The sequence below is a fragment of the uncultured Cedecea sp. genome (assembly GCF_947498825.1).
Taxonomy (GTDB): domain Bacteria; phylum Pseudomonadota; class Gammaproteobacteria; order Enterobacterales; family Enterobacteriaceae; genus JGM124.
Map to the genome: position 1 here is coordinate 30288 of NZ_CANMLV010000027.1, position 20091 is coordinate 50378.

The window sequence follows — 20091 nt, forward strand, 5'->3', positions numbered from 1 at the left end:
TTCTCCAGGCTTTGTCGTTTTAATTTATCACAATGCAATACTGTTATGAGCCGGATAGACTATTCTGTAAGCAGGACCAACAGAGGTTGATATCCCCCCGTCCTGCAGGACGGGGTTTTACAGCGCACCCGATAAGGTACTACTCATGCTAAATATCGATCGCAAAAAACTCTTGAATCTGGATCCAGACTTTATAAAAAAACAGCGTACTTTAATGCTGATCGTTGCTTTCTTGCTGCTGCTGGGGGGCATTTTCTGTCTGATTAATCCTTTTGCCTCAGGTGCTGCACTCAGTACTCTGGTAGGATTCCTGTTTATTCTTAGTGGCGTGGCGTTAATTAGCGGCATGGTCATCAACCGTAGCCATAACTTCCTGCCGATGCTGGGCAGCATTCTGCTGGGCATTGCCTACTTTATTCTGGGGTATGTGTTTATCACTGATCCCGTAGTCGGCATTGTGACTATGTCGATGATGCTGGCAGTGCTGTTTGCTATTGGCGGTATTCTTCGTCTGTCTGTCGGCTTCAGGATGAAAGGAGCCAATGGATCATGGTTGCAGATCGTTATCGGGGTACTGGACCTGGTGATTGCGGTGATGCTGATAACGGCTAATCCTGATATGTCGTTTACGCTGGTCACCGTTGTGGTGGGTATTGAGCTGCTGTTTAGTTCTTTTGCTATCTTCCAGATTGCCAGCCTGTTCCGTTCCGATCGTTAATTGATGCGATATTAACAAGGGGAATATTTCCCCTTGTTAATCATCGAAAATTTAAGGCAGCAACCCAATAAAGGTTTGCTTTTTACGCGCCGACGACATCATATGATCCAGCTTTTCAACACAAGCCAGGTAATGTGGCGTTTTTTTATGGGCCAGTACCGCCTCATCATCCTGGTATGCCTCATAAATAAAAAAACGCGTCGCAATATCCGGGTCTTGCAGCACATCAAAGCGTAAATTCCCGGGCTCCTTAATAGCCCCTTCATGGTTGGCACGGAATACATCTAAAAAATCGTCGACATATTCAGACTTGATATTAATTTCTACCAGCGTCACATTCATGTTTAACCTTCCTGATGTTTAGCCTCGAGCCAGAATTCGTAAGCCTCACGAGCAGAGATATTTTCATGTACCACTTTTTTCACCGCCTGCAGCATCGCCAAAGGCGCTTCTGACTGGAAAATATTCCGCCCCATATCGACGCCAGCAGCTCCCTGGTCGATAGCCCGGAAGCACATATCCAGAGCCTCCCGTTCCGGGAGTTTTTTCCCTCCTGCAATCACAATCGGCACCGGACAACTGGCGGCCACTTTTTCAAAACCCTCATCAACAAAGTAGGTTTTAACGCACTGTGCCCCCATTTCAGCGGCAATACGGCTTGCCAGTGAGAAGTAACGAGCATCTCGCACCATATCTTTACCCACCCCGGTGACTGCCAGGGTTGGAATACCGTAACGAGAACCTTCATCGACCAGTTTGATGATGTTATTGATCGACTGATGCTCATATTCGCTGCCAATATAGATTTGGGCGGCAACCGCACAGACATTCAGGCGTAGTGCATCCTCCATGGTAACCGCAACGCTTTCCCGGGAGAGTTCAGTCAGAATCGAGTTTCCTCCGGAAGCACGGAGCACGACAGGCTTATTAGTTGCTGGCGGCACCACGCTGCGTAAAATACCGCGGGTACACATCAGGACATCCGTTTCCTGATAGAGCGGCGCAATCGACAAGTCGATACGTTCCAGCCCGGTAGTCGGTCCCTGAAAATAACCGTGATCAAAAGCCAGCATCACAGTGCGTCCGGTTTTTGGGCTGAAGATACGCGCCAGACGGGACTGCATTCCCCAGTCCAGCGAGCCACAGCCTTTCAGATAAAATGCTTCATTCTTTTGAGGACGACCAATACCGAAATCTTTTCCGTCTTTAATATCATCAAGATCTGCCATTAACTCATCCTCTTAAAAGTCATATTTATCAATATTTTCTTTAGTGAAAACAACACGCTCTGGTAGCAACACAATGCCATTACCTTTGGCTTCATATTCATAGCCCTGCACGCTGTTAGGCTCCACTTTCAGTGGCCCAATTTTTTCAACTTCCACCACATCGCCGACATTAAGATCGCCTTTCTTCAGTAAGGTATTCGCTACATTGACGGCAATTTCTCCCTGCTGAACCACATCCCACAGGCCAAATGCTTTCACTGTCCCGCGTTCCACATAAGGACGCATTACGTTGGGAGTACTGAAACCAACAATCGCCACATCATTACGTTTGAGATTTTCTGCGGCCTGAGCAGCGGCCGGGAGAGCATTGGCATCAGGAGCAATAATCGCATCCAAGTCCGGATACGCTTTCAGAATACCCTCAGCGGTTTGCAGCGATTTAGTGGCATCGTTGTAGCCAAATTGCGTAGTGACCACTTCCCACTCAGGGTGATCTTTCTCTATTTTCGCCTTCGCTTCTTTAACCCACTGATTCTGGTCTGTTACCGTCGGGCTGGAATAGAAAAATGCCACTTTTGCTTTCGGTTTAGTGACCTGCTTTTCGGCCATTTCTACCAGCATACTGCCCAGTTGCTGTGGCGTCCCCTGGTTGATGTAGATACTGCGACAGTCCGGTTTAGTATCCGAGTCCCAGGTCAGAACTTTAACGCCACGTTGCATTGCCCGCTTCAGCGCCGGGCAGAGGCTGTCCGGTGATACTGCAGAGACAATGATCGCGTTGTACCCTTGGTTAACGAAGTTATTAATCAGCTGAACCTGACCTGAAACACTCGGCTCTGTCGGACCATCGTAGGTGACATCAACCCCTAAATCTTTACCGGCCTGTAGTGCGCCATTTCCGCCACTGGTGAAAAAACCTACGCCCACCAGTTTGGGAATAAAAGCAATTCTGTCTGCGGCCTGGGCCGTGGTCACCAGGGTCGCCAAAATCAGAGCACTCAGTTTCAGTGCGTGTTTTGCTGTCTGCTTCATACTAAGCTCCTGTTAATTTTCTTTGCCCGCGCAGACGACGCCATGCCGCCCGAATCATTTCGCGGTGTAAACTCACCGAACGACCTATGACCACCACAATCAGTAACGCACCGGACAACGCACTCGATACCTGATTAGGGATGCCAACCATTTGTAGTCCCTGCTGTAAATACCCCACCAGCAGTGCTGCCAGTGCGGTTCCTAAAATTGATCCCGACCCACCATAGATATTTGCTCCACCTAATACCGCTGCGGTCAACGCAGGCATCAGTAGATCGCGTCCGAGATCGGAGCGAGCTGAGCCAAAATACGAAACGAGGATCACCGCCGAAATTGCCGATGCCAGCCCCACCAGGCCATAAATGCCGTACAACATATTGTTGACAGGCATACCGGCATAGCGGGCAGCACGCGCATTCTGGCCAATAAGAAAAATATGGCGGCCAAAACGTGAACGATGAGTCAGCAGCCAAAATAACAAGGTAATGACCATGAACATCACCAGCGGAACCGGCAGCCCTAACAGCGTGAAATTAGCAAACTGGGTAAAAGCGTCCGGGAATCCACCAATCCCTTCATAGCCCGTTGCCCCGGCCATGCCGGATAGCAACAGCGCCGCGCCACCATAGAGATACAGCGTGCCAAGCGTGATAACTAACGGACTAATTCCCGTGTAATTGATTAAGGCTGCGTTGATAAAACCACAGAGCATACCGAGCGCCAGGGTGAAGATAATCGCCACCGGTAATGGCCAGCCCGCCTGCATCATTACGCCCAGTCCGATAGCACACAAACCCATAGTAGAGCCGAGTGAAATATCAATCCCGCCGCTGATAATCACCAGCGTCAAAGGCAGGGCCACAATGCCGATGCAGATAAAATCGCTGGTGCTGAAGAGCAGCGTATCGATATTCAGCATGCGTGGATTAAGTGCTCCGAATAACAGGATCTCTGCCACCAGCAACAGCAGCAACGTAGTTTCCCAGTTAAGACGACGTTTCATTTACGCGACCTCCTTTTTCTTTTCTGGAGGAAAGGAGGCGGTGCTCTTAACCTCCGACTCAGGGGGAACAAATCTGCTGTATTTTTGTGCACGCTGGTTACGAACTAAGGCCTGACGTAAACGCCCATCCAGCACCAGCACACCTAACAGCACCAGACCGGCGATAAAGTCGTTCCACCAGGCAGGGAGCTTGAATAGCACCAGTACGGTATCGATTTGCGTTAAAAAGAAAGCGCCGAGGAACGCACCAATCACGGTTCCGGTTCCCCCGAGTAAAGAGATTCCGCCAAGCACACAGGCTGCAATGGCTTTCATTTCCAGCCCGCTACCAGTTTGATTGGGCACAAAACCAATCTGTGAGGCAAACAGAATGCCTGCCAGGGCAGCAAACAAACCATTAAAGGTGAAAGCCAATAAACGGGTACGATTGACTGCCACTCCCAGCTGACGTGCAGCCGCCAGGTTATCGCCCACCGCATAAAAGTCCCGACCAAACGCCGTTTTTGCCAGTAGCCAGGCCGCAACCCCGAGAATAATAATGACCAGAATACCGAAAGGTGAGACGCCAAAAATAAGCGGTTCAGAGAGTGACTTCAGACTGGGAGGCAACCCTTCAATCCATTTACCACCAGTCCATAACAACATGCCTCCGCGATACAAGCCGAGTGTTCCCAGCGTGGCAACAATCGCAGGAATACGCAGCCAGACGACCAGTACGCCGTTAAAGAAGCCGGCCAGTCCGCCTATAGCTAAAGCAAATAACATCGCCAGTGGCAGACTATAGCCGGCATTGAGTGCCACCCCGACAGCAATGGCAGACAACCCCACGGTGGAGCCAACGGAAACATCAATATTACGCGTCAGCATCACCAGAGTGGCGCCCATCGCCAACAGGATAAGAATTTGAGCGCTGTTAAAGATCATGCCAACCGTCTGGGCACTGAAGTAACTATGGTTTATCGCCACCAGCACGGCAAACAGCGCCACAATCGCCAAAAAGGCACTGAGTTCACGATTTTTAAGCCATTTCTTCATGCATTACCTCCACCAAAAGCCATCGCCATCATGCTATCGACCGTGATGTCTGCACGCTGTAATTCACCGCTCATTGCCCCTTGATGCATAACAAAAACCCTGTCGGCCAGCGGAGAAAACTCATCCAAATCGCTTGAGATCATCAAGACAGCAACGTTTTGTTTAGCGACACTTTTAATTAACTGATAGATATCAGCCCGGGCGGCAACATCGACCCCACGCGTGGGTTCATCAACAATCAGCAACAGTGGATTAGCCTCCAGGCAGCGGGCCAGCAGCACTTTCTGTTGATTACCTCCCGAAAGTGTCCGCACCAGTTGGTCCGCATGATTTAATTTGATTCCTAACGCCCGGTGATAACGCTCAACAATGGCAGCTTCACGTTTAGGTTGTAGCCACAGGTCCGGTTCATTGAACAACACGGTATTCCAGCGAATTGAGGCATCGAGAAATAATCCTGAAACCTGGCGGTCTTCGGGCAAATACACCAGTCCACTGTCCAGCCGGGATTTGGTACTGCTATGCGTTATCTCCTGACTTTCAAGAAACACCCGACCATGGCGTACCGGACGCAGGCCATAGAGTGTTTCGGCCAGTTCAGTACGACCCGAGCCGACTAATCCCGCCAGCCCCACAATCTCTCCCGCATGCAGTTCAAAACTGAGATTGATAAATCCTTCCCCGGTCAACTCCTCCACACGCAGTACCGGTGAATCCTGGGGTTCTGTCCGCCGATTGCCTGGCAACCCAAGCCACAGCTTTTGCGTATCGCTTAATTCATGCTGGCGATAAGCCGGTGTCATGGCATTAATCAGCTCTTTATCACTAAAGGAGGCCGTCTCCCCCTGTAACACAACCGCTCCGTCACGCATCACCGAGATATGGCTGGCTATCTGATGAATTTCCGGCAGCTTGTGCGAGATAAAAATAATGCCGACATCTAACGCCTGTAAGGCACGGATCTGGCGGAACAGACGTTCAGTTTCGCCGGGGGTAAGTGAAGCAGTAGGTTCATCGAGGATCAAAATACGCGCATCACGCATCAGGCCCCGGAGAATTTCTACCATTTGCTGATCGGCTACCTCCAGAGTGCTGGCGGCGGCAGATAAGGCTATCTCGCATCCCAGTTGACGCATTTTCTCTTGCAGGCGCTGAACTAAATCTGCGGTACGTGGCAGACGGAATAAGATGTTCTCCTGCACTGTCAGGTTAGGAAACAGCATCGGTTCTTGCGGTACCAGGTAGATCCCCAGCTCATGAGCCTGCCCCGGTTTAAGGCGTGAATAACGCTTACCGTGGAGCTCTAATTCGCCACTGTCGGGAGTTTCCACCCCGGCAATGATTTTCATCAGCGTTGATTTTCCTGCGCCATTTCCCCCCATCAAGGCATGAACCTGGCCCGGAAGCAGCATAAAATCGATACCTTTCAATACACTAACACCGGAAAATTGCTTCCCGACTTTATGTACCTGAATCAGTGGCATGGTGCTGGGCATCTCGCCTCCGCATTTGAACAAAAGAATTTTTAAATTAATAATGTTCAAAATAGTAGGCTAAGAGTTATAATTACAACCGGACAAGGATCACAAATCTTTTAAAAAAATAATCTACGATTCATTAAGATTAAAAAGATCCTTTTTGCCACACGCTTCACATTTTATTTCCAGACGATTAAGAACAATTGTTCTAAATTAAGATAAGAGTTCATTTATGAGTGATAAAAGAGCAACGGAAGAGAGTCAGCTTTATGGGTTACCCATGGCAGAAGAAGAGTTACTGGCACGGGTGGCATGGTCTTACTACCACGATGGCTTAACTCAGAATGACATTGGTGAACGGCTTGGTTTGCCACGGCTTAAAATTTCTCGCTTGCTGGAGAAAGGGCGACAGTCCGGAGTGATCCGCGTACAGATAAACTCGCGCTACGAAGGCTGCCTGGCTTTAGAAACCGAGCTACAAAAACGGTTTAATCTTAAGCTGGCGCGTGTGTTACCTGCTCACAATACGCCACCAATGAGCACCAGGCTTGGGATCGGCGCTGCTCAGTCACTGATGGGGGTTCTGGAGCCAGGTCAGCTGTTAGCCGTCGGTTTTGGCGAAACCACCATGAACTGTTTGCAGCATTTGAGTGGTTTTATTGGTTCGCAGCAAATTCGGCTGGTGACGCTTTCCGGCGGTGTCGGCCCCTATATGACAGGCGTCAGTCAGCTGGATGCAGCCTGTAGTGTCAGCATGATCCCGGCGCCCTTACGTGTGTCTTCACCGGACGTCGCGGAGATCCTCAGAAAAGAGGCCAGCGTAAGAGACGTTATTCTGGCTGCAATGGCGGCTGATGTTGCTGTCGTCGGGATCGGCGCTATCGATCAGCGACGTGATGCCACGATTTTACGATCGGGGTATATCAGCGAAGGGGAACAATTGATGTACGCCCGTAAAGGTGCTGTCGGCGATATCCTCGGCTACTTCTTGCAAGCTGACGGCAGCCTGGTGGAAGAACTGGAAATTCATCGTGAGTTACTGGGTGTTCGGCTTCATGACCTTGCGCAGCTTCCGACCATCATTGGTGTCGCAGGCGGTAAAGATAAAGCCAATGCTATCTATGCCGCACTGACCGGGCGTTATATCAACGGACTAGTGACGGAAGAAGAAACAGCGCGGGCGGTACTGGCATTGATGGAATAACGTAAGCTTCAGCGCCGCCGCGTAAAACATAAGAGGTCAGCGAATGAGTTATCTCCTTGCGTTAGATGCCGGAACAGGCAGTATCCGTGCGGTTATTTTTGATACTGATGGCCAGCAGATAGCAGTAGGCCAGGCAGAATGGAAACATTTAAGCCTGGTAGATGTTCCGGGCTCGATGGAGTTCTCACTCGATATTAACTGGCAACTGGCCTGTCGATGTATTCGTGAAGCCCTACAAAAAGCCGCGATTAGCGCCAGGGAAATCAAAGCAGTAGCCTGTTGTTCAATGCGTGAAGGCATCGTTTTATATGATGCCAATGGGGAACCTATCTGGGCCTGCGCGAATGTCGATGCCCGTGCCAGTCGGGAAGTCAGTGAACTGAAAGAAATTCACGACTTTCAATTTGAATCAGAGGTTTACCATATTTCAGGTCAGACGCTGGCCTTAAGTGCTATGCCGCGCCTGTTATGGCTGGCTCATCATCGCCCCGATATTTACCGTAAAGCCGCCACCATGACCATGATCAGTGACTGGCTGGCCGCCAAACTCTCCGGCGAACTGGCGGTGGACCCTTCCAACGCCGGCACCACCGGCATGCTTGACCTGACCACCCGTGACTGGCGCCCTTCCCTGCTGGATATGGCCGGACTTCGGGCGGATATGCTCTCTCCGGTCAGAGAAACCGGCACGGTGCTGGGACATGTTACCCCTGCTGCGGCAGAAGAAAGCGGCTTGCAAGTGGATACTCCAGTCGTCATGGGCGGTGGTGATGTGCAGTTAGGCTGCTTAGGGTTAGGTGTGGTACGCGCGGGACAAACGGCAGTACTGGGGGGAACCTTCTGGCAGCAAGTGGTTAATCTTCCGGCGATTAAAACCGATCCTGAAATGAATATTCGCATTAATCCTCATGTTATCCCCGGCATGGTACAAGCCGAGTCGATCAGCTTTTTCACCGGTCTGACCATGCGCTGGTTCCGCGACGCGTTTTGCGCAGAAGAAAAACTTATTGCCGAACGACTGGGTATTGATACCTATGCGCTGATGGAAGATATGGCCAGCCGGGTTCCCGCTGGTGCACACGGCATTATGCCGATTTTCTCTGATGCCATGCATTTTAAACACTGGTATCACGCTGCCCCCTCGTTTATTAACCTCTCGATTGATCCCGAAAAATGCAATAAGGCGGCGCTATTCCGCGCACTGGAAGAGAATGCCGCCATCGTCTCAGCCTGTAACCTTGAATTAATTTCTAACTTCTCCGGGGTACAGTTTGACTCCTTGGTATTTGCAGGTGGAGGCTCGAAAGGTCGTTTATGGAGCCAGATCCTGAGTGATGTCACTGGACTGCCGGTACGTGTTCCAATGGTAAAAGAGGCTACCGCCTTAGGCTGTGCTATTGCCGCCGGTGTCGGCGCAGGTTTATTTAGCTCACTGGCCGAAAGTGGTGAACAGCTGGTGCAATGGGAACGAGAGTACCAGCCCAATCCGGAACATCGCGCACTCTATGATGAAATGAAACAGAAGTGGCTGAAAGTCTACGCCGGGCAGCTTTCCCTGGTCGACAGCGGCTTAACGACTTCAATGTGGCAAGCGCCAGGACTGGTACGCAGAGCCTGACAGGCTATCGAAAAAAGACAGATTATTTAATCAGCAACAGCATCTCAGACGCCGGCCAGTCAGTGGATTGAGATGCTGTTTTTTTATATGCTGGCGCCATATTTTAAACCTTCCCCTGACAGGATTTTATCGTGAGCATCCCCGAGAGTTTAATCATCAAATATCCAGGTGCCCTGTCATGGGCATTTGGTGACAGCCCTGAACTGGCTGACGAGCTGGCTGCACTGGTGAGTCAAGGTATCAAAACCGCCAGCTGCGGTTCACTCGCCTCGTTACAGAATGAAGAACAACCGCCCTCAATTGGCAGCTATAGCATTATCCTCGACGGCCAGGGTAAGCCAGTCTGCGCGATCCGCCTGGTCGCTTTACGCCTCGTTCGCTTCTGCGATGTCACTGAGGAGCACGCCCGGAAAGAAGGTGAAGGCGACCTTAGCCTTCGTTACTGGCAACAAGCCCACCAGGAATTCTTCCAGAGAGAGGGCAGCTTTAGTGAAACGATGGAGCTAGTGGCTGAAGAATTCGAGCTGATTGAAGTATTTTAACCTTCCTGGTTCTTCAGACGTTTGAAGAAAAATAACAATATGACTGCAGCCAGGTGATTAACTTCACCCGGCAGCCGAATCACAGCCTGCCTATGTTCATCGACTCGCCTCACGCACGCCCCCCAAGCAACTTGAAATATGACGGGTATATTCGTAGCGAATTTGAATCCCATCACATTCAGCGCACTCTCCTTTTCCCTTTTTCTGTACGCAAGCTAAATTAGCAACTCATCCGACCACGTAACAATGTTGTAACCTACAGGAAGAGACGGGACTATGCGCTATCCATCGCTGTTTACTCCGCTGGACTTAGGCTTTACCACGCTCAAGAACCGCATGCTAATGGGATCAATGCATACTGGCCTGGAAGAACTGACAGGCGGTGAAGCACGACTGGCGGCGTTCTATGCCGAGCGGGCTCGTCACGGGGTGGCCTTGATTGTTACAGGAGGTATTGCCCCCTCACCTTCTGGTGTGACGGTAGCGCATGGCGCAGTGCTCAACCATCAAGATCAGCTGGCTGCCCATCAGGTGGTGACCGACGCTGTTCACCGCGAGGGCGGGAAAATTGCCCTGCAAATTCTGCATACCGGCCGTTATAGCTATCAGCCTCAACTGGTTGCTCCGTCTGCGATTCAGGCGCCAATTAATCCTTTTATCCCTCATGCTCTGAGCCATGAAGAAATTCTGTCGCTGATTGATGATTTTGCCCGTTGCGCCAGCCTCGCTCGTGAGGCTGGCTATGATGGTGTCGAGATTATGGGTTCTGAAGGCTACCTGATTAACCAGTTTTTAGCCTTGCGTACCAACCAGCGGGACGATGAGTGGGGCGGCAGCTATCAGCACAGAATGCGCTTTGCCGTTGAGATAGTCCGTAAGGTACGTGAACGAACAGGTGATGACTTTATTATTATTTATCGCCTGTCGATGCTGGATTTGGTCGAGGGTGGCAGCCACTTTACGGAAGCTGTCGAACTGGCACAGGCTATTGAGCAGGCCGGTGCAACATTGATTAATACCGGTATCGGCTGGCATGAAGCACGGATCCCGACTATTGCCACCTCAGTTCCGCGTGGTGCCTTTCGCTGGGTGACTCAAAAGCTCAAACAATATGTTTCCCTGCCGTTAATCACCACTAATCGCATTAATTCGCCCGCCACTGCTGAAGATATTCTGGCTGCAGGTGATGCAGATATGGTCTCTATGGCTCGTCCTTTTTTAGCCGATGCTGAGTTTATGAGTAAAGCCGCAGCCGGACAGGCCGATGAAATCAATACCTGTATCGGCTGTAATCAAGCCTGCCTTGACCAGATTTTTGCCGGTAAGGTGACCTCCTGTCTGGTCAATCCGCGCGCCTGCCATGAGACCCTGATGCCAATACAAAAGACGGTACAAGCTAAACGTTTGGCGGTGATAGGTGCCGGGCCTGCAGGCCTTGCAAGCGCGATTAATGCTGCTGCTCGCGGCCATCATGTCACACTGTTTGATGCCAGACCCAATATCGGCGGGCAATTTACCCTGGCCATGCAGATCCCCGGTAAAGAAGAGTTTGCCGAAACCTTACGTTATTATCGCCAGATGCTGGCGAAAACCGGTGTTATCCTGGCGTTAAACCAGTACGTTACGGCCTCAATGCTAATTGATTACGATGAAGTGATCCTCGCCAGTGGTATCGAACCTCGTATGCCTGCTATTGAAGGGATCGAACATCCCAAGGTACTGAGCTATCCGGACGTTTTACTGAATAAGGTCGTGCCTGGTCTGCGGGTAGCGATTGTCGGTGCCGGAGGTATCGGTTTTGATATCGCCATGTACTTAAGCCAGAGTGGCATGTCCAGTAGTCAGAGCATTGACCTGTTTTGTGAAGAATGGGGAATTGATACTGGCCTGCAATATGCTGGCGGACTGAGTAAACAGAAGCCCTCGCCTGTACGCAGTCCACGGGAAATAGTGCTATTACAACGCAAAAATAGCCGTCCAGGTGAAGGACTCGGTAAAACAACGGGTTGGATACATCGCACGACGTTATTGGCCCGCGGCGTAAAAATGGTCAGCGGTGTGCAGTATCAGCGTATTGATGATGAAGGGCTTCATATCATAGTTAACGGTGAATCACAGTGTCTGGCTGTGGATAATATCATTATTTGTGCCGGACAAGAGCCAAGACGCGAACTGGCTGAACCGTTACGTACGATGGGTAAAAAGGTACATATTATTGGTGGAGCTGATGTCGCCACAGAAATAGATGCCCGGCGAGCCATTGCGCAGGGCACCTGTCTGGCTCTGGCGATTTAACGGCTACGTCCAACCTTCACCGCTTTCAGTACCACAAACTTGGCATTACTGGCGACCGTTTCACAGTTTCCGAAAATCTTTTTCAGTTTACGGAAATAGTCCAGGTGACGGTTCGCCACAATATACAGTTCCCCGTTAATTTTCAGGCACCGACGGGCATGGTGAAACATCTCCCAGGCTATCTGGTCCGTCAGCGCATGCTGCTGATGGAATGGCGGATTACAGAGTACGGCATTAAAACGAAATGGCTCAACGCCGGAAAGTCCGTTGTTAATCATAAATTCACAGCGGTCTATTTCAGCAGGCATGTTGGTTTCAACATTCAGCTGACTTGAGGCAACAGCCATCGGTGACTCGTCGACAAACACCACCTGTGCCTGTGGGCTGTTTTCCAGTAACGTCAGACCAATAACACCATTACCGCAGCCTAAATCAACGATTTCACCTTCCAAATCCTTAGGGAGATGCTCAAGGAAGAAACGCGCCCCAATATCCAGCCCGGTACGGGAAAAGACATTCGCGTGATTATGAATCGTCCATGAGGTTCCATCCAGTGGCCAGCTCAGCGTATCCGGCGCATCTTTGAGTTCAGGATTGCTGAAGGTGGTATTAATCAGACGGGCCTTTTTCCACGCCAGTGTCGTGGTAGTCGGACCTATGATTTTTTCAAACAGCGCCAATGTGGAGTTATGAATATCACGCGCTTTAGCGCCGGCAATAATCCGCGTTTCTGGTGTCACTACGCGACGCAAAGCACGTAGCTGCTGCTCCAGCAAAGCCAGCGTTTTTGGTATCTTGATGAGCACCAGCTCAGGAGCTGCCGGATATTGGGCCGTACTATCGAGAAAGGTCACGCTGTTTTCAGCAATATCATTGCCACTCAGATTCTGCCGGGTTGCCAGCTCGCTAAGATAAGAGTCACCGATGCTGAAAGATTTGTAGTCGGCCAGCACACAGGCTAGCGCCCCGAAAGTATCATTAAAAATGAGTACCGGACCGACAGGTTTAAGCTCGTCCACCTGCTGTAGCAGGTAATCATCTGCAGCTTCCCACGCTTGTAGCGGGTTAACGTCGTCCGTTTGGGGAAAACGTTTTAGCGTTAGTGAACGAAAACCGCTGTCTAATTGGCTCATCGGCCCTCCTGGATGGTAAAGTTTGGGTATATGTCCCTGGAACGGGGCGAGAGTATACCCTTTTTTCCCTCTGAGTCTGAGAAAAGCATGAGCGAATTGATCTATTTAAACGGCTACCCTGAACAGTTACTTTCTCAGGTTCGCACGCTTATTGCCGAACAGCGCCTTGGCACGGTACTGGAGAAACGTTATCCGGAGCACCATGATATTACGACCGACAAAGCACTTTATCAGTATACTCAGACACTGAAGAGCCAGTTTCTGCGTAATGCCCCACCGATTAATAAAGTGGTTTTTGACAGTAAAATTCACGTATTAAAGAATGCGCTCGGTTTGCATACTGCTCTCTCAAGGGTGCAGGGTAATAAGTTAAAAGCAAAAGCAGAAATTCGCGTGGCGACCATTTTCCGTCAGGCACCAGAACCCTTTTTACGTATGATTGTTGTACATGAATTGGCACATCTTAAGGAGAAAGATCACAACAAAGCGTTCTACTCCTTGTGTTGTCATATGGAACCGCAGTATCACCAGTTAGAGTTTGATACACGTCTTTGGCTCACTCAATTGTCGTTAAATAGTACGGCCTGATGAGGCATTATTTTCAATCTTACGGAGAATACCCCAGTCTATGATACGTTTCGCTGTGGTTGGTACAAACTGGATCACCCGCCAGTTTGTTGATGCTGCCCATGAAAGTGGCAAGTACAAACTTAATGCAGTTTACTCACGCAGTCTGGAGCAGGCACAAGCCTTTGCCAGTGACTATCCGGTGGAACATCTGTTCACTTCCCTTGAGGAAATGGCCGCCAGTGACGTCATCGATGCTGTTTATATCGCCAGCCCGAACTCATTTCATGCTGAACAAAGCATGTTATTCCTGCGTCACAAAAAACATGTCATTTGTGAGAAGCCATTTGCCTCTAATCTGCGTGAAGCCGAGGCCGCTATAGCCTGTGCTCGTGAAAATCAGGTCGTGTTGTTTGAGGCCTTTAAAACCGCCAGCCTGCCAAACTTTATTGCCTTGCAGCAAGCTCTGCCTAAGGTCGGTAAAATTCGTAAGGTCACGCTAAGTTATTGCCAGTACTCGTCGCGTTATCAGCGTTATCTGAATGGAGAGAATCCGAATACCTTTAATCCAGCCTTCTCAAATGGTTCGATTATGGATATTGGTTTCTATGTTCTGGCTTCTGCTGTCACCCTCTGGGGCCAGCCAAATTCGGTTCTGGCAAGTGCCTCTCTTTTGGACAGTGGCGTCGATGCCCACGGCTCAGTGCTGCTGCATTATGGCGACTTCGATGTCACCCTGCTGCACTCCAAAGTCAGTGACTCAGTGCTGGCAAGTGAGATTCAAGGCGAAGCCGGTTCACTGGTGATTGAAAAAGTATCAGAATGCCAGAAAATCACCTTTATTCCTCGGGGTGAAAAACCACAAAATCTGACGCAACCCCAACATATCAATACGATGCTGTATGAAGCGGAACTGTTTGCTGATCTGATAGAAAATCAGCATATCAACCACCCGGCACTGGAAGTTTCGCGGCTAACCTCCGCACTGGCAACAGAGATCCGTCTGCAAACAGGTGTAAAATTCCCGGCGGATGAGTTAGTTGAGGTCCTTGCAGGATAAATTTTCGCATTACACAGCAACAAAAGATTGACCCAATGAAGGCTTACTCCTATTTTATCTCTTGCAAAGGGGAGTAACTTCATTGCTGGTTAATCGTCATGACGATGCTTAAGCATCCGGTTGCCAGGCAACGTTTTAACGTTGTAAGTGAGACCTTGCCGGAAGGCGAACCCCTGTTGCAAGCGAAAGCGGCTGGCGTCTTCTGACGATAGCCGTTTTTTCGTTTTAAGGACTAAATTATGCATAGCGTTGGCACACCTTTACTCTGGTGCTCTTTTATCGTCGTCGTCGCCATCATGCTGGCTGTGGATCTGTTCCTCCAGAACCGCAAGGGTTCGCATGTCATGTCGATGAAGCAAGCCGTTGTCTGGTCACTCACCTGGGTCTCATTATCGTTACTGTTTAATCTGGCATTCTGGTGGTATTTGACCGGCACCGCCGGACGTGAAGTTGCCGATACGCAGGCCCTGGCTTTTCTTACCGGCTATTTGATTGAAAAAGCCCTTGCCGTTGATAACGTCTTCGTCTGGCTGATGCTGTTCAGCTACTTCTCCGTTCCTCCGGCTTTACAGCGCAGAGTACTGATCTATGGCGTACTGGGTGCTATCGTCCTGCGTACTATCATGATCTTTGCCGGAAGCTGGCTGATTAGCGAATTTGAATGGCTGCTTTATCTGTTCGGTGCCTTCTTGTTGTTTACCGGCTTGAAAATGGCGCTGGCGAAAGAAGATGGCACATCAATAAGTGAAAAACCTATGGTCAAATGGCTACAGAGTCGCCTGAGAATGACCGACACCATGGATTCAGACCACTTTTTTGTTCGTCGCTCAGGCGTACTTTACGCTACGCCGCTGTTACTGGTGCTGATTCTGGTGGAGTTCAGTGATGTTATTTTCGCGCTCGACAGTATTCCGGCTATTTTCGCAGTCACAACCGATCCGTTCATTGTGCTGACGTCCAATTTATTCGCCATTCTTGGCTTACGGGCAATGTATTTCTTGCTATCAGGTGTTGCAGAACGTTTCCCAATGTTGAAATACGGCTTGTCAGTAATACTGGTATTTATTGGTGTGAAGATGCTGATTATCGACTTTATTCATATCCCTGTTGGCGTCTCGCTGAGTGTGGTCGGTAGCATTCTGGCTCTGACTCTGCTGATCAATACCTGGGTTAACCATCAGACAGCGCGTAAACAGAGCAGAAAGTGACACTAAAACCAGAGGGGAAAACCTTAAAAACCCACTGATTTATATAGCATTAATGGCAATTATTGGCAGGAGAAACAAGCCAATAATTGCCCTGTATGAAGAGGATAAAAACTTAACAAAAAATATAACAAAAGAGTCGATATTAGTACTTTCGGTATGATTTTTAGGGTTACTCTTCCGAAATATTTAATATCCTTAACATATTTTTTAGACCGCTATAACAAAAAACACACCAAGCTGTTGATTTTAATATAACTTAATATTGTAAATTTGCGATATCCGCGTATATTAAAGAGCAATGGTTCCTGCGCGCGCGTACAGCACGTGATAGCACAGGAGCAGACTTACACCTCGCGATTATCTGAAAATTCGTACGTTCATATCGATAGCGCGGCGAATAGTCAAAAAAAGTCATTTTCTTCTCCGAGGGTAAGCAAACAGGGAATAGTGTCAGAGTGTGTAAATACCCTCGCCAGCACTACTTTCTATGAGCAAAATCACGTTATAACAGAAACAAATTCTGTTACGTACTGCACGGAGCTTTGTTACAATTAAATGCAATTCTACCGTTAACAGGCCGGTCTTGCTGCCTTATAGCCAGATTTCGCCAAGGTTTTGCAAAATGGGTAGTGAATTGTCATTAATAAAGCATAAAAAACAGTACGACATTCTACTCATCCGTTTTTAATACAGCGGCCGCTAAACGAAGTGCCAGGAACACTGAATGGAACTACTGACGCAACTGCTCAACGCTCTCTGGAGCCAGGATTTCGAAACGCTTGCTAACCCCTCAATGGTAGGCATGCTTTATTTTGTCTTATTCATGATTATTTTCTTGGAAAATGGATTACTTCCCGCAGCATTTTTGCCGGGTGACAGCCTTTTAGTGCTGGTGGGTGTATTAATTGCCAAGGGAGCAATGGGCTTTCCTGAGACCGTGGTTCTGCTGACTGTTGCCGCAAGTCTTGGCTGCTGGCTGAGTTATGTTCAGGGACGATGGCTTGGAAATTCAAAAACAGTCCAAAACTGGCTGTCACATCTTCCTCCACGTTACCATCAGCGCGCCCATCAGTTATTCCATAAACATGGATTGTCGGCGTTGCTTATTGGCCGGTTTATCGCTTTTGTACGTACCCTGCTACCGACCATTGCCGGACTTTCAGGCCTGAGCAATGCACGTTTCCAGTTCTTCAACTGGATGAGCGGATTTTTGTGGATCATAATATTAACTACACTAGGTTATCTGCTGGGAAATACGTCAATCTTTATGAAGTATGAACAGGCGTTAATGTCCTGTCTGATGCTGTTACCAGTTGTACTGCTGATTATTGGTCTGGTCGGCTCATTAATTGTGTACTGGCGTAAAAAACACAGCCCACGCGGTTAGGAGTACAAAATGAAATTATTTTCGTGCCGTCTGCGGATGGCACTATTTTTCGGCGTTATTGCTATTGCTTCTCTCGCCATTTGGTCAGGGATACCCTCAAAAGAGACGACGATAGAGATTAGTGTCGCCCGACAGGGTAACAGCCTGCCCGATGGTTTTTATGTCTGGCATCACCTGGATGCCCACGGCATAAGATTTAAAAGCATTACGCCTCAAAACAATAACTTACTCATAACGTTTGCCTCAAGCGCACAGAGTAACGCGGCGAAAGAGGTACTTCACCGCGCCTTACCTGGTGGCTATATTATCGATCAGCAAGAAAGCAACAGTCAGAATGCGATGACGTGGCTTTCTATTTTGCGTTCCGAGCACAACCACGCTTAAGCGTAAAATGTCAAACTATCTGAATTTTACTGACACCTCTTGGGATTTAATCAATTCCCGACTATGCTGTAAGAGCATTAATTAAAAAGTTAAGTTAAATTTTTCATATTGTTACACAAATAAGATGTCTCTAAGTAAGAGCTCTGTGTCACGTTAAAACTATCGGATGGTTTACTATGAAACATGTTGCTGCACTTGCTCTTTCCCTGCTGATTCTGGCCCCTGCTGCGCAAGCTAACCCACTTTGTGCTGAAAAAGAGCAAAATATTCAACGCGAGATAGGCCATGCTGAACAGCACAACAATCCACATCGTGTTGCCGGCCTGAAAAAAGCTTTGAGTGAAGTGCAAGAACACTGTACTGATAGCAAACTGATCGCCGACCATCAGGAAAAAATAGCCAGCCAGAAGCGTGAGATCGTTGAGCGTCAGTCAGACCTCAAAGAAGCCCGTGTGAAAGGTGATGCGGATAAAATAGCTAAACGTGAACAGAAACTTGCTGAAGCAGAGTCTGAACTGAAATCACTGGAAAAGCGGAAGTATTAACCGCGAAGGCAAGAAATCTTAAAGTTCATCCTCAACTATTCGGAGAGAATTATGTCTAAAGATTACACCTCAGAACATTTGCGCGCAGAGCTTAAATCTCTTGCAGATACCTTGGAAGATGTCCTGGACACCTCCACCGAAAAGTCAAAAACCGAGCTCGACAAACTGCGTAACAAAGCAGAGCAAGCACTACGCGATAGTCGTGCCCGCCTGAATAACGCAAGCGATGCCATTACCCACCAAACGCGTGAAGCTGCTGCTAAAGCGGACACCTACGTGCGTGAAAATCCTTGGACAGGTGTCGGTATTGGTGCTGCTGTTGGTGTCGTGCTGGGTATTCTGCTCGCACGTCGTTAATATGAATGATTCTCGTCAAACCCCAGGGCCGGGCAAAAGTGTGCTCGGCATGGGCCAGCGGCTGATAACTGTCATCGTCGGCATGGTCGAAACCCGTATTCGCCTTGCCGTCGTCGAACTTGAAGAAGAAAAAGCAAACCTTATCCAGCTGCTATTGATGCTGGGACTGACGATGCTGTTCATGGCATTTGGTTTGATGAGCCTGATGGTACTCGTCATCTGGGTTGTTGATGCCGAATATCGCCTGCACGTAATGATAGGAACAACGGTAACATTGTTGTTCTGTGCACTGGTATGCGGACTGTGGACACTCAAAAAATCACGTGAATCCACACTGCTGCGCCATACTCGCAATGAATTAGCTAATGACAGAGCCTTGCTCGATGAGGATAAGTCATGAAGGACAGAGAGCGTGAGCAACGCAAAACGGAATTGCTCAGCCAGATCCAACAGCAACGACTCAATCTCTCTGTCGCTAAACGTCAATGGTTAGAGGTCACCGAGCCCTATGACAAAGGGTGGAATACTCTGGTAAGCCTGCGTCGTTACTTTGTTGTGGCAGGTGGTGTTCTTGCCATTTGGAATGTTCGCCGTCCAGGAAAAATGATGCGGCTGGCCAGGCGCGGACTTAGCGTCTGGAGTACTTGGCGTGTGGTTCGTACCAGTCTTAACAAAACCTTATTTAAATGATAAAACACCGCTGCTTAAGCGGTGTTTTTCTTCCCCCTCCTTAGAACAATATATTTGAATAAGTTTGGCAATTTTCCTTGCTTACAATTATTCCCCATCAGTTTTATTCTTCTCTCCATCGACGGTAACCGCCCAATTTTGCGCTGAATTTCAGACATATTAAGCCCATGCCGTGTCAAACAAAAAAAATATTACTGGAGAGAGTAAGATGAAAAAATTAGAAGATATCGGCATCCTGGTTGCTCGTATTTTAATGCCAATCCTGTTTATCAGCGCAGGCTGGGGAAAAATCACGGGTTATGCGGGTACTCAGCAATACATGGAAGCGATGGGTGTCCCGGGAGGACTGCTGCCCCTGACAATTCTGCTTGAGTTTGGTGGTGGTCTGGCGATTCTGTTCGGCCTGCTGACACGCACCACTGCACTGATTACTGCAATCTTTACTTTACTGACCGCATTCTTGTTCCACAGCGACTTTGCTGAAGGCATGAACTCATTAATGTTTATGAAAAATCTGACTATTGCCGGTGGATATTTGCTGCTGGCACTGACTGGACCTGGTGCTATCAGTATCGACCGTCTGTTGAAGAAAAACGGGTAAGTTGA

22 protein-coding genes are annotated in these 20091 nt (G+C 48.9%); 15 read left to right on the forward strand and 7 right to left on the reverse strand.

From position 1 onward, the window contains the following. The first annotated feature begins 145 nt into the window (after positions 1–145). Positions 146–718 carry an HdeD family acid-resistance protein gene (locus Q1A40_RS20305; protein WP_300004558.1) on the forward strand — a complete coding sequence of 191 codons (573 nt, stop codon included), beginning with the start codon at positions 146–148 and terminating at the stop codon, positions 716–718. Between the two features lie 51 nt (positions 719–769). Here Q1A40_RS20305 and lsrG read toward each other — a convergent pair whose 3' ends face one another. From lsrG to lsrA, 6 genes are read right to left on the reverse strand one after another with little or no spacing between them, the layout of a single operon-like run. Then, entirely contained in the window at positions 770–1060 is a 291-nt protein-coding gene (gene lsrG, locus Q1A40_RS20310) for a (4S)-4-hydroxy-5-phosphonooxypentane-2,3-dione isomerase (RefSeq protein WP_300004560.1), read from the reverse strand. A gap of 2 nt (positions 1061–1062) precedes the next feature. Next, positions 1063–1947 (reverse strand): 3-hydroxy-5-phosphonooxypentane-2,4-dione thiolase, encoded by an 885-nt coding sequence (lsrF, locus tag Q1A40_RS20315; protein WP_300004562.1) that lies wholly within the window; start codon positions 1945–1947, stop codon positions 1063–1065. A gap of 12 nt (positions 1948–1959) precedes the next feature. Then, positions 1960–2979: an autoinducer 2 ABC transporter substrate-binding protein LsrB gene (lsrB, locus tag Q1A40_RS20320; RefSeq protein WP_300004565.1), complete on the reverse strand. Its 1020-nt coding sequence runs from the start codon at positions 2977–2979 to the stop codon at positions 1960–1962. Between the two features lies 1 nt (position 2980). Next, positions 2981–3982 (reverse strand): autoinducer 2 ABC transporter permease LsrD, encoded by a 1002-nt coding sequence (lsrD, locus tag Q1A40_RS20325; RefSeq protein WP_300004567.1) that lies wholly within the window; start codon positions 3980–3982, stop codon positions 2981–2983. Continuing rightward, complete coding sequence (gene lsrC / locus Q1A40_RS20330; protein WP_300004569.1) at positions 3983–5017, reverse strand: autoinducer 2 ABC transporter permease LsrC; 1035 nt, start codon at positions 5015–5017, stop codon at positions 3983–3985. Further along, entirely contained in the window at positions 5014–6501 is a 1488-nt protein-coding gene (lsrA, locus tag Q1A40_RS20335) for an autoinducer 2 ABC transporter ATP-binding protein LsrA (RefSeq protein WP_300004652.1), read from the reverse strand. Before lsrA ends, lsrC begins: the two co-directional genes overlap by 4 nt. A 226-nt stretch (positions 6502–6727) precedes the next feature. Here lsrA and lsrR point away from each other — a divergent pair, with 226 nt between their 5' ends. The 4 genes from lsrR to Q1A40_RS20355 all read left to right on the forward strand — a co-directional run bounded on the left by lsrR (position 6728) and on the right by Q1A40_RS20355 (position 12154). Then, entirely contained in the window at positions 6728–7699 is a 972-nt protein-coding gene (gene lsrR, locus Q1A40_RS20340; RefSeq protein ID WP_300004572.1) for a transcriptional regulator LsrR, read from the forward strand. A 43-nt stretch (positions 7700–7742) separates the two neighbouring features. Next, positions 7743–9317, forward strand: a complete 1575-nt coding sequence (gene lsrK, locus Q1A40_RS20345; RefSeq protein WP_300004575.1) for an autoinducer-2 kinase — start codon at positions 7743–7745, stop codon at positions 9315–9317. A 128-nt stretch (positions 9318–9445) separates the two neighbouring features. Further along, positions 9446–9859, forward strand: coding sequence for an ASCH domain-containing protein (locus Q1A40_RS20350; protein ID WP_300004654.1), 414 nt, complete (start codon positions 9446–9448; stop codon positions 9857–9859). A gap of 276 nt (positions 9860–10135) precedes the next feature. Beyond that, positions 10136–12154, forward strand: a complete 2019-nt coding sequence (locus tag Q1A40_RS20355) for an FAD-dependent oxidoreductase (RefSeq protein WP_300004578.1) — start codon at positions 10136–10138, stop codon at positions 12152–12154. Here the strand turns inward: Q1A40_RS20355 and rlmG are convergent. Next, positions 12151–13287 (reverse strand): 23S rRNA (guanine(1835)-N(2))-methyltransferase RlmG, encoded by a 1137-nt coding sequence (gene rlmG, locus Q1A40_RS20360; protein ID WP_300004600.1) that lies wholly within the window; start codon positions 13285–13287, stop codon positions 12151–12153. The two genes, Q1A40_RS20355 and rlmG, sit on opposite strands and share 4 nt — an antisense overlap. An 87-nt stretch (positions 13288–13374) precedes the next feature. On the opposite strand from rlmG, the gene Q1A40_RS20365 reads away from it, so the two are divergent. The 10 genes from Q1A40_RS20365 (at position 13375) to Q1A40_RS20410 (ending at position 20086) form a co-directional block, all read left to right on the forward strand. Further along, positions 13375–13875: a M48 family metallopeptidase gene (locus tag Q1A40_RS20365; protein WP_300004603.1), complete on the forward strand. Its 501-nt coding sequence runs from the start codon at positions 13375–13377 to the stop codon at positions 13873–13875. Between the two features lie 40 nt (positions 13876–13915). Further along, on the forward strand, positions 13916–14914 hold the full coding sequence (locus Q1A40_RS20370; RefSeq protein WP_300004606.1) for a Gfo/Idh/MocA family oxidoreductase: 999 nt from the start codon (positions 13916–13918) through the stop codon (positions 14912–14914). 239 nt (positions 14915–15153) lie between these two features. Further along, positions 15154–16122 (forward strand): TerC family protein, encoded by a 969-nt coding sequence (locus Q1A40_RS20375; RefSeq protein WP_300004609.1) that lies wholly within the window; start codon positions 15154–15156, stop codon positions 16120–16122. A 724-nt stretch (positions 16123–16846) separates the two neighbouring features. Continuing rightward, positions 16847–17509 (forward strand): DedA family protein, encoded by a 663-nt coding sequence (locus Q1A40_RS20380; RefSeq protein WP_300004612.1) that lies wholly within the window; start codon positions 16847–16849, stop codon positions 17507–17509. A gap of 36 nt (positions 17510–17545) precedes the next feature. Continuing rightward, positions 17546–17893, forward strand: coding sequence for an EnvZ/OmpR regulon moderator MzrA (mzrA, locus tag Q1A40_RS20385; protein ID WP_300004656.1), 348 nt, complete (start codon positions 17546–17548; stop codon positions 17891–17893). Positions 17894–18069: 176 nt separating this feature from the next. Then, entirely contained in the window at positions 18070–18438 is a 369-nt protein-coding gene (locus Q1A40_RS20390) for a DUF1090 domain-containing protein (RefSeq protein ID WP_300004615.1), read from the forward strand. A 51-nt stretch (positions 18439–18489) separates the two neighbouring features. After that, positions 18490–18795 carry a YqjD family protein gene (locus Q1A40_RS20395; protein WP_300004618.1) on the forward strand — a complete coding sequence of 102 codons (306 nt, stop codon included), beginning with the start codon at positions 18490–18492 and terminating at the stop codon, positions 18793–18795. Between the two features lies 1 nt (position 18796). Further along, a complete protein-coding gene (locus tag Q1A40_RS20400) occupies positions 18797–19195 on the forward strand; it encodes a phage holin family protein (RefSeq protein WP_300004621.1) in 399 nt (132 codons plus the stop codon). Then, on the forward strand, positions 19192–19485 hold the full coding sequence (locus Q1A40_RS20405) for a YqjK-like family protein (protein ID WP_300004624.1): 294 nt from the start codon (positions 19192–19194) through the stop codon (positions 19483–19485). The genes Q1A40_RS20400 and Q1A40_RS20405 overlap by 4 nt, the downstream gene beginning before the upstream one ends. A gap of 208 nt (positions 19486–19693) precedes the next feature. Continuing rightward, positions 19694–20086 carry a DoxX family protein gene (locus Q1A40_RS20410; protein WP_300004626.1) on the forward strand — a complete coding sequence of 131 codons (393 nt, stop codon included), beginning with the start codon at positions 19694–19696 and terminating at the stop codon, positions 20084–20086. The last annotated feature ends 5 nt before the right edge of the window (positions 20087–20091 follow it).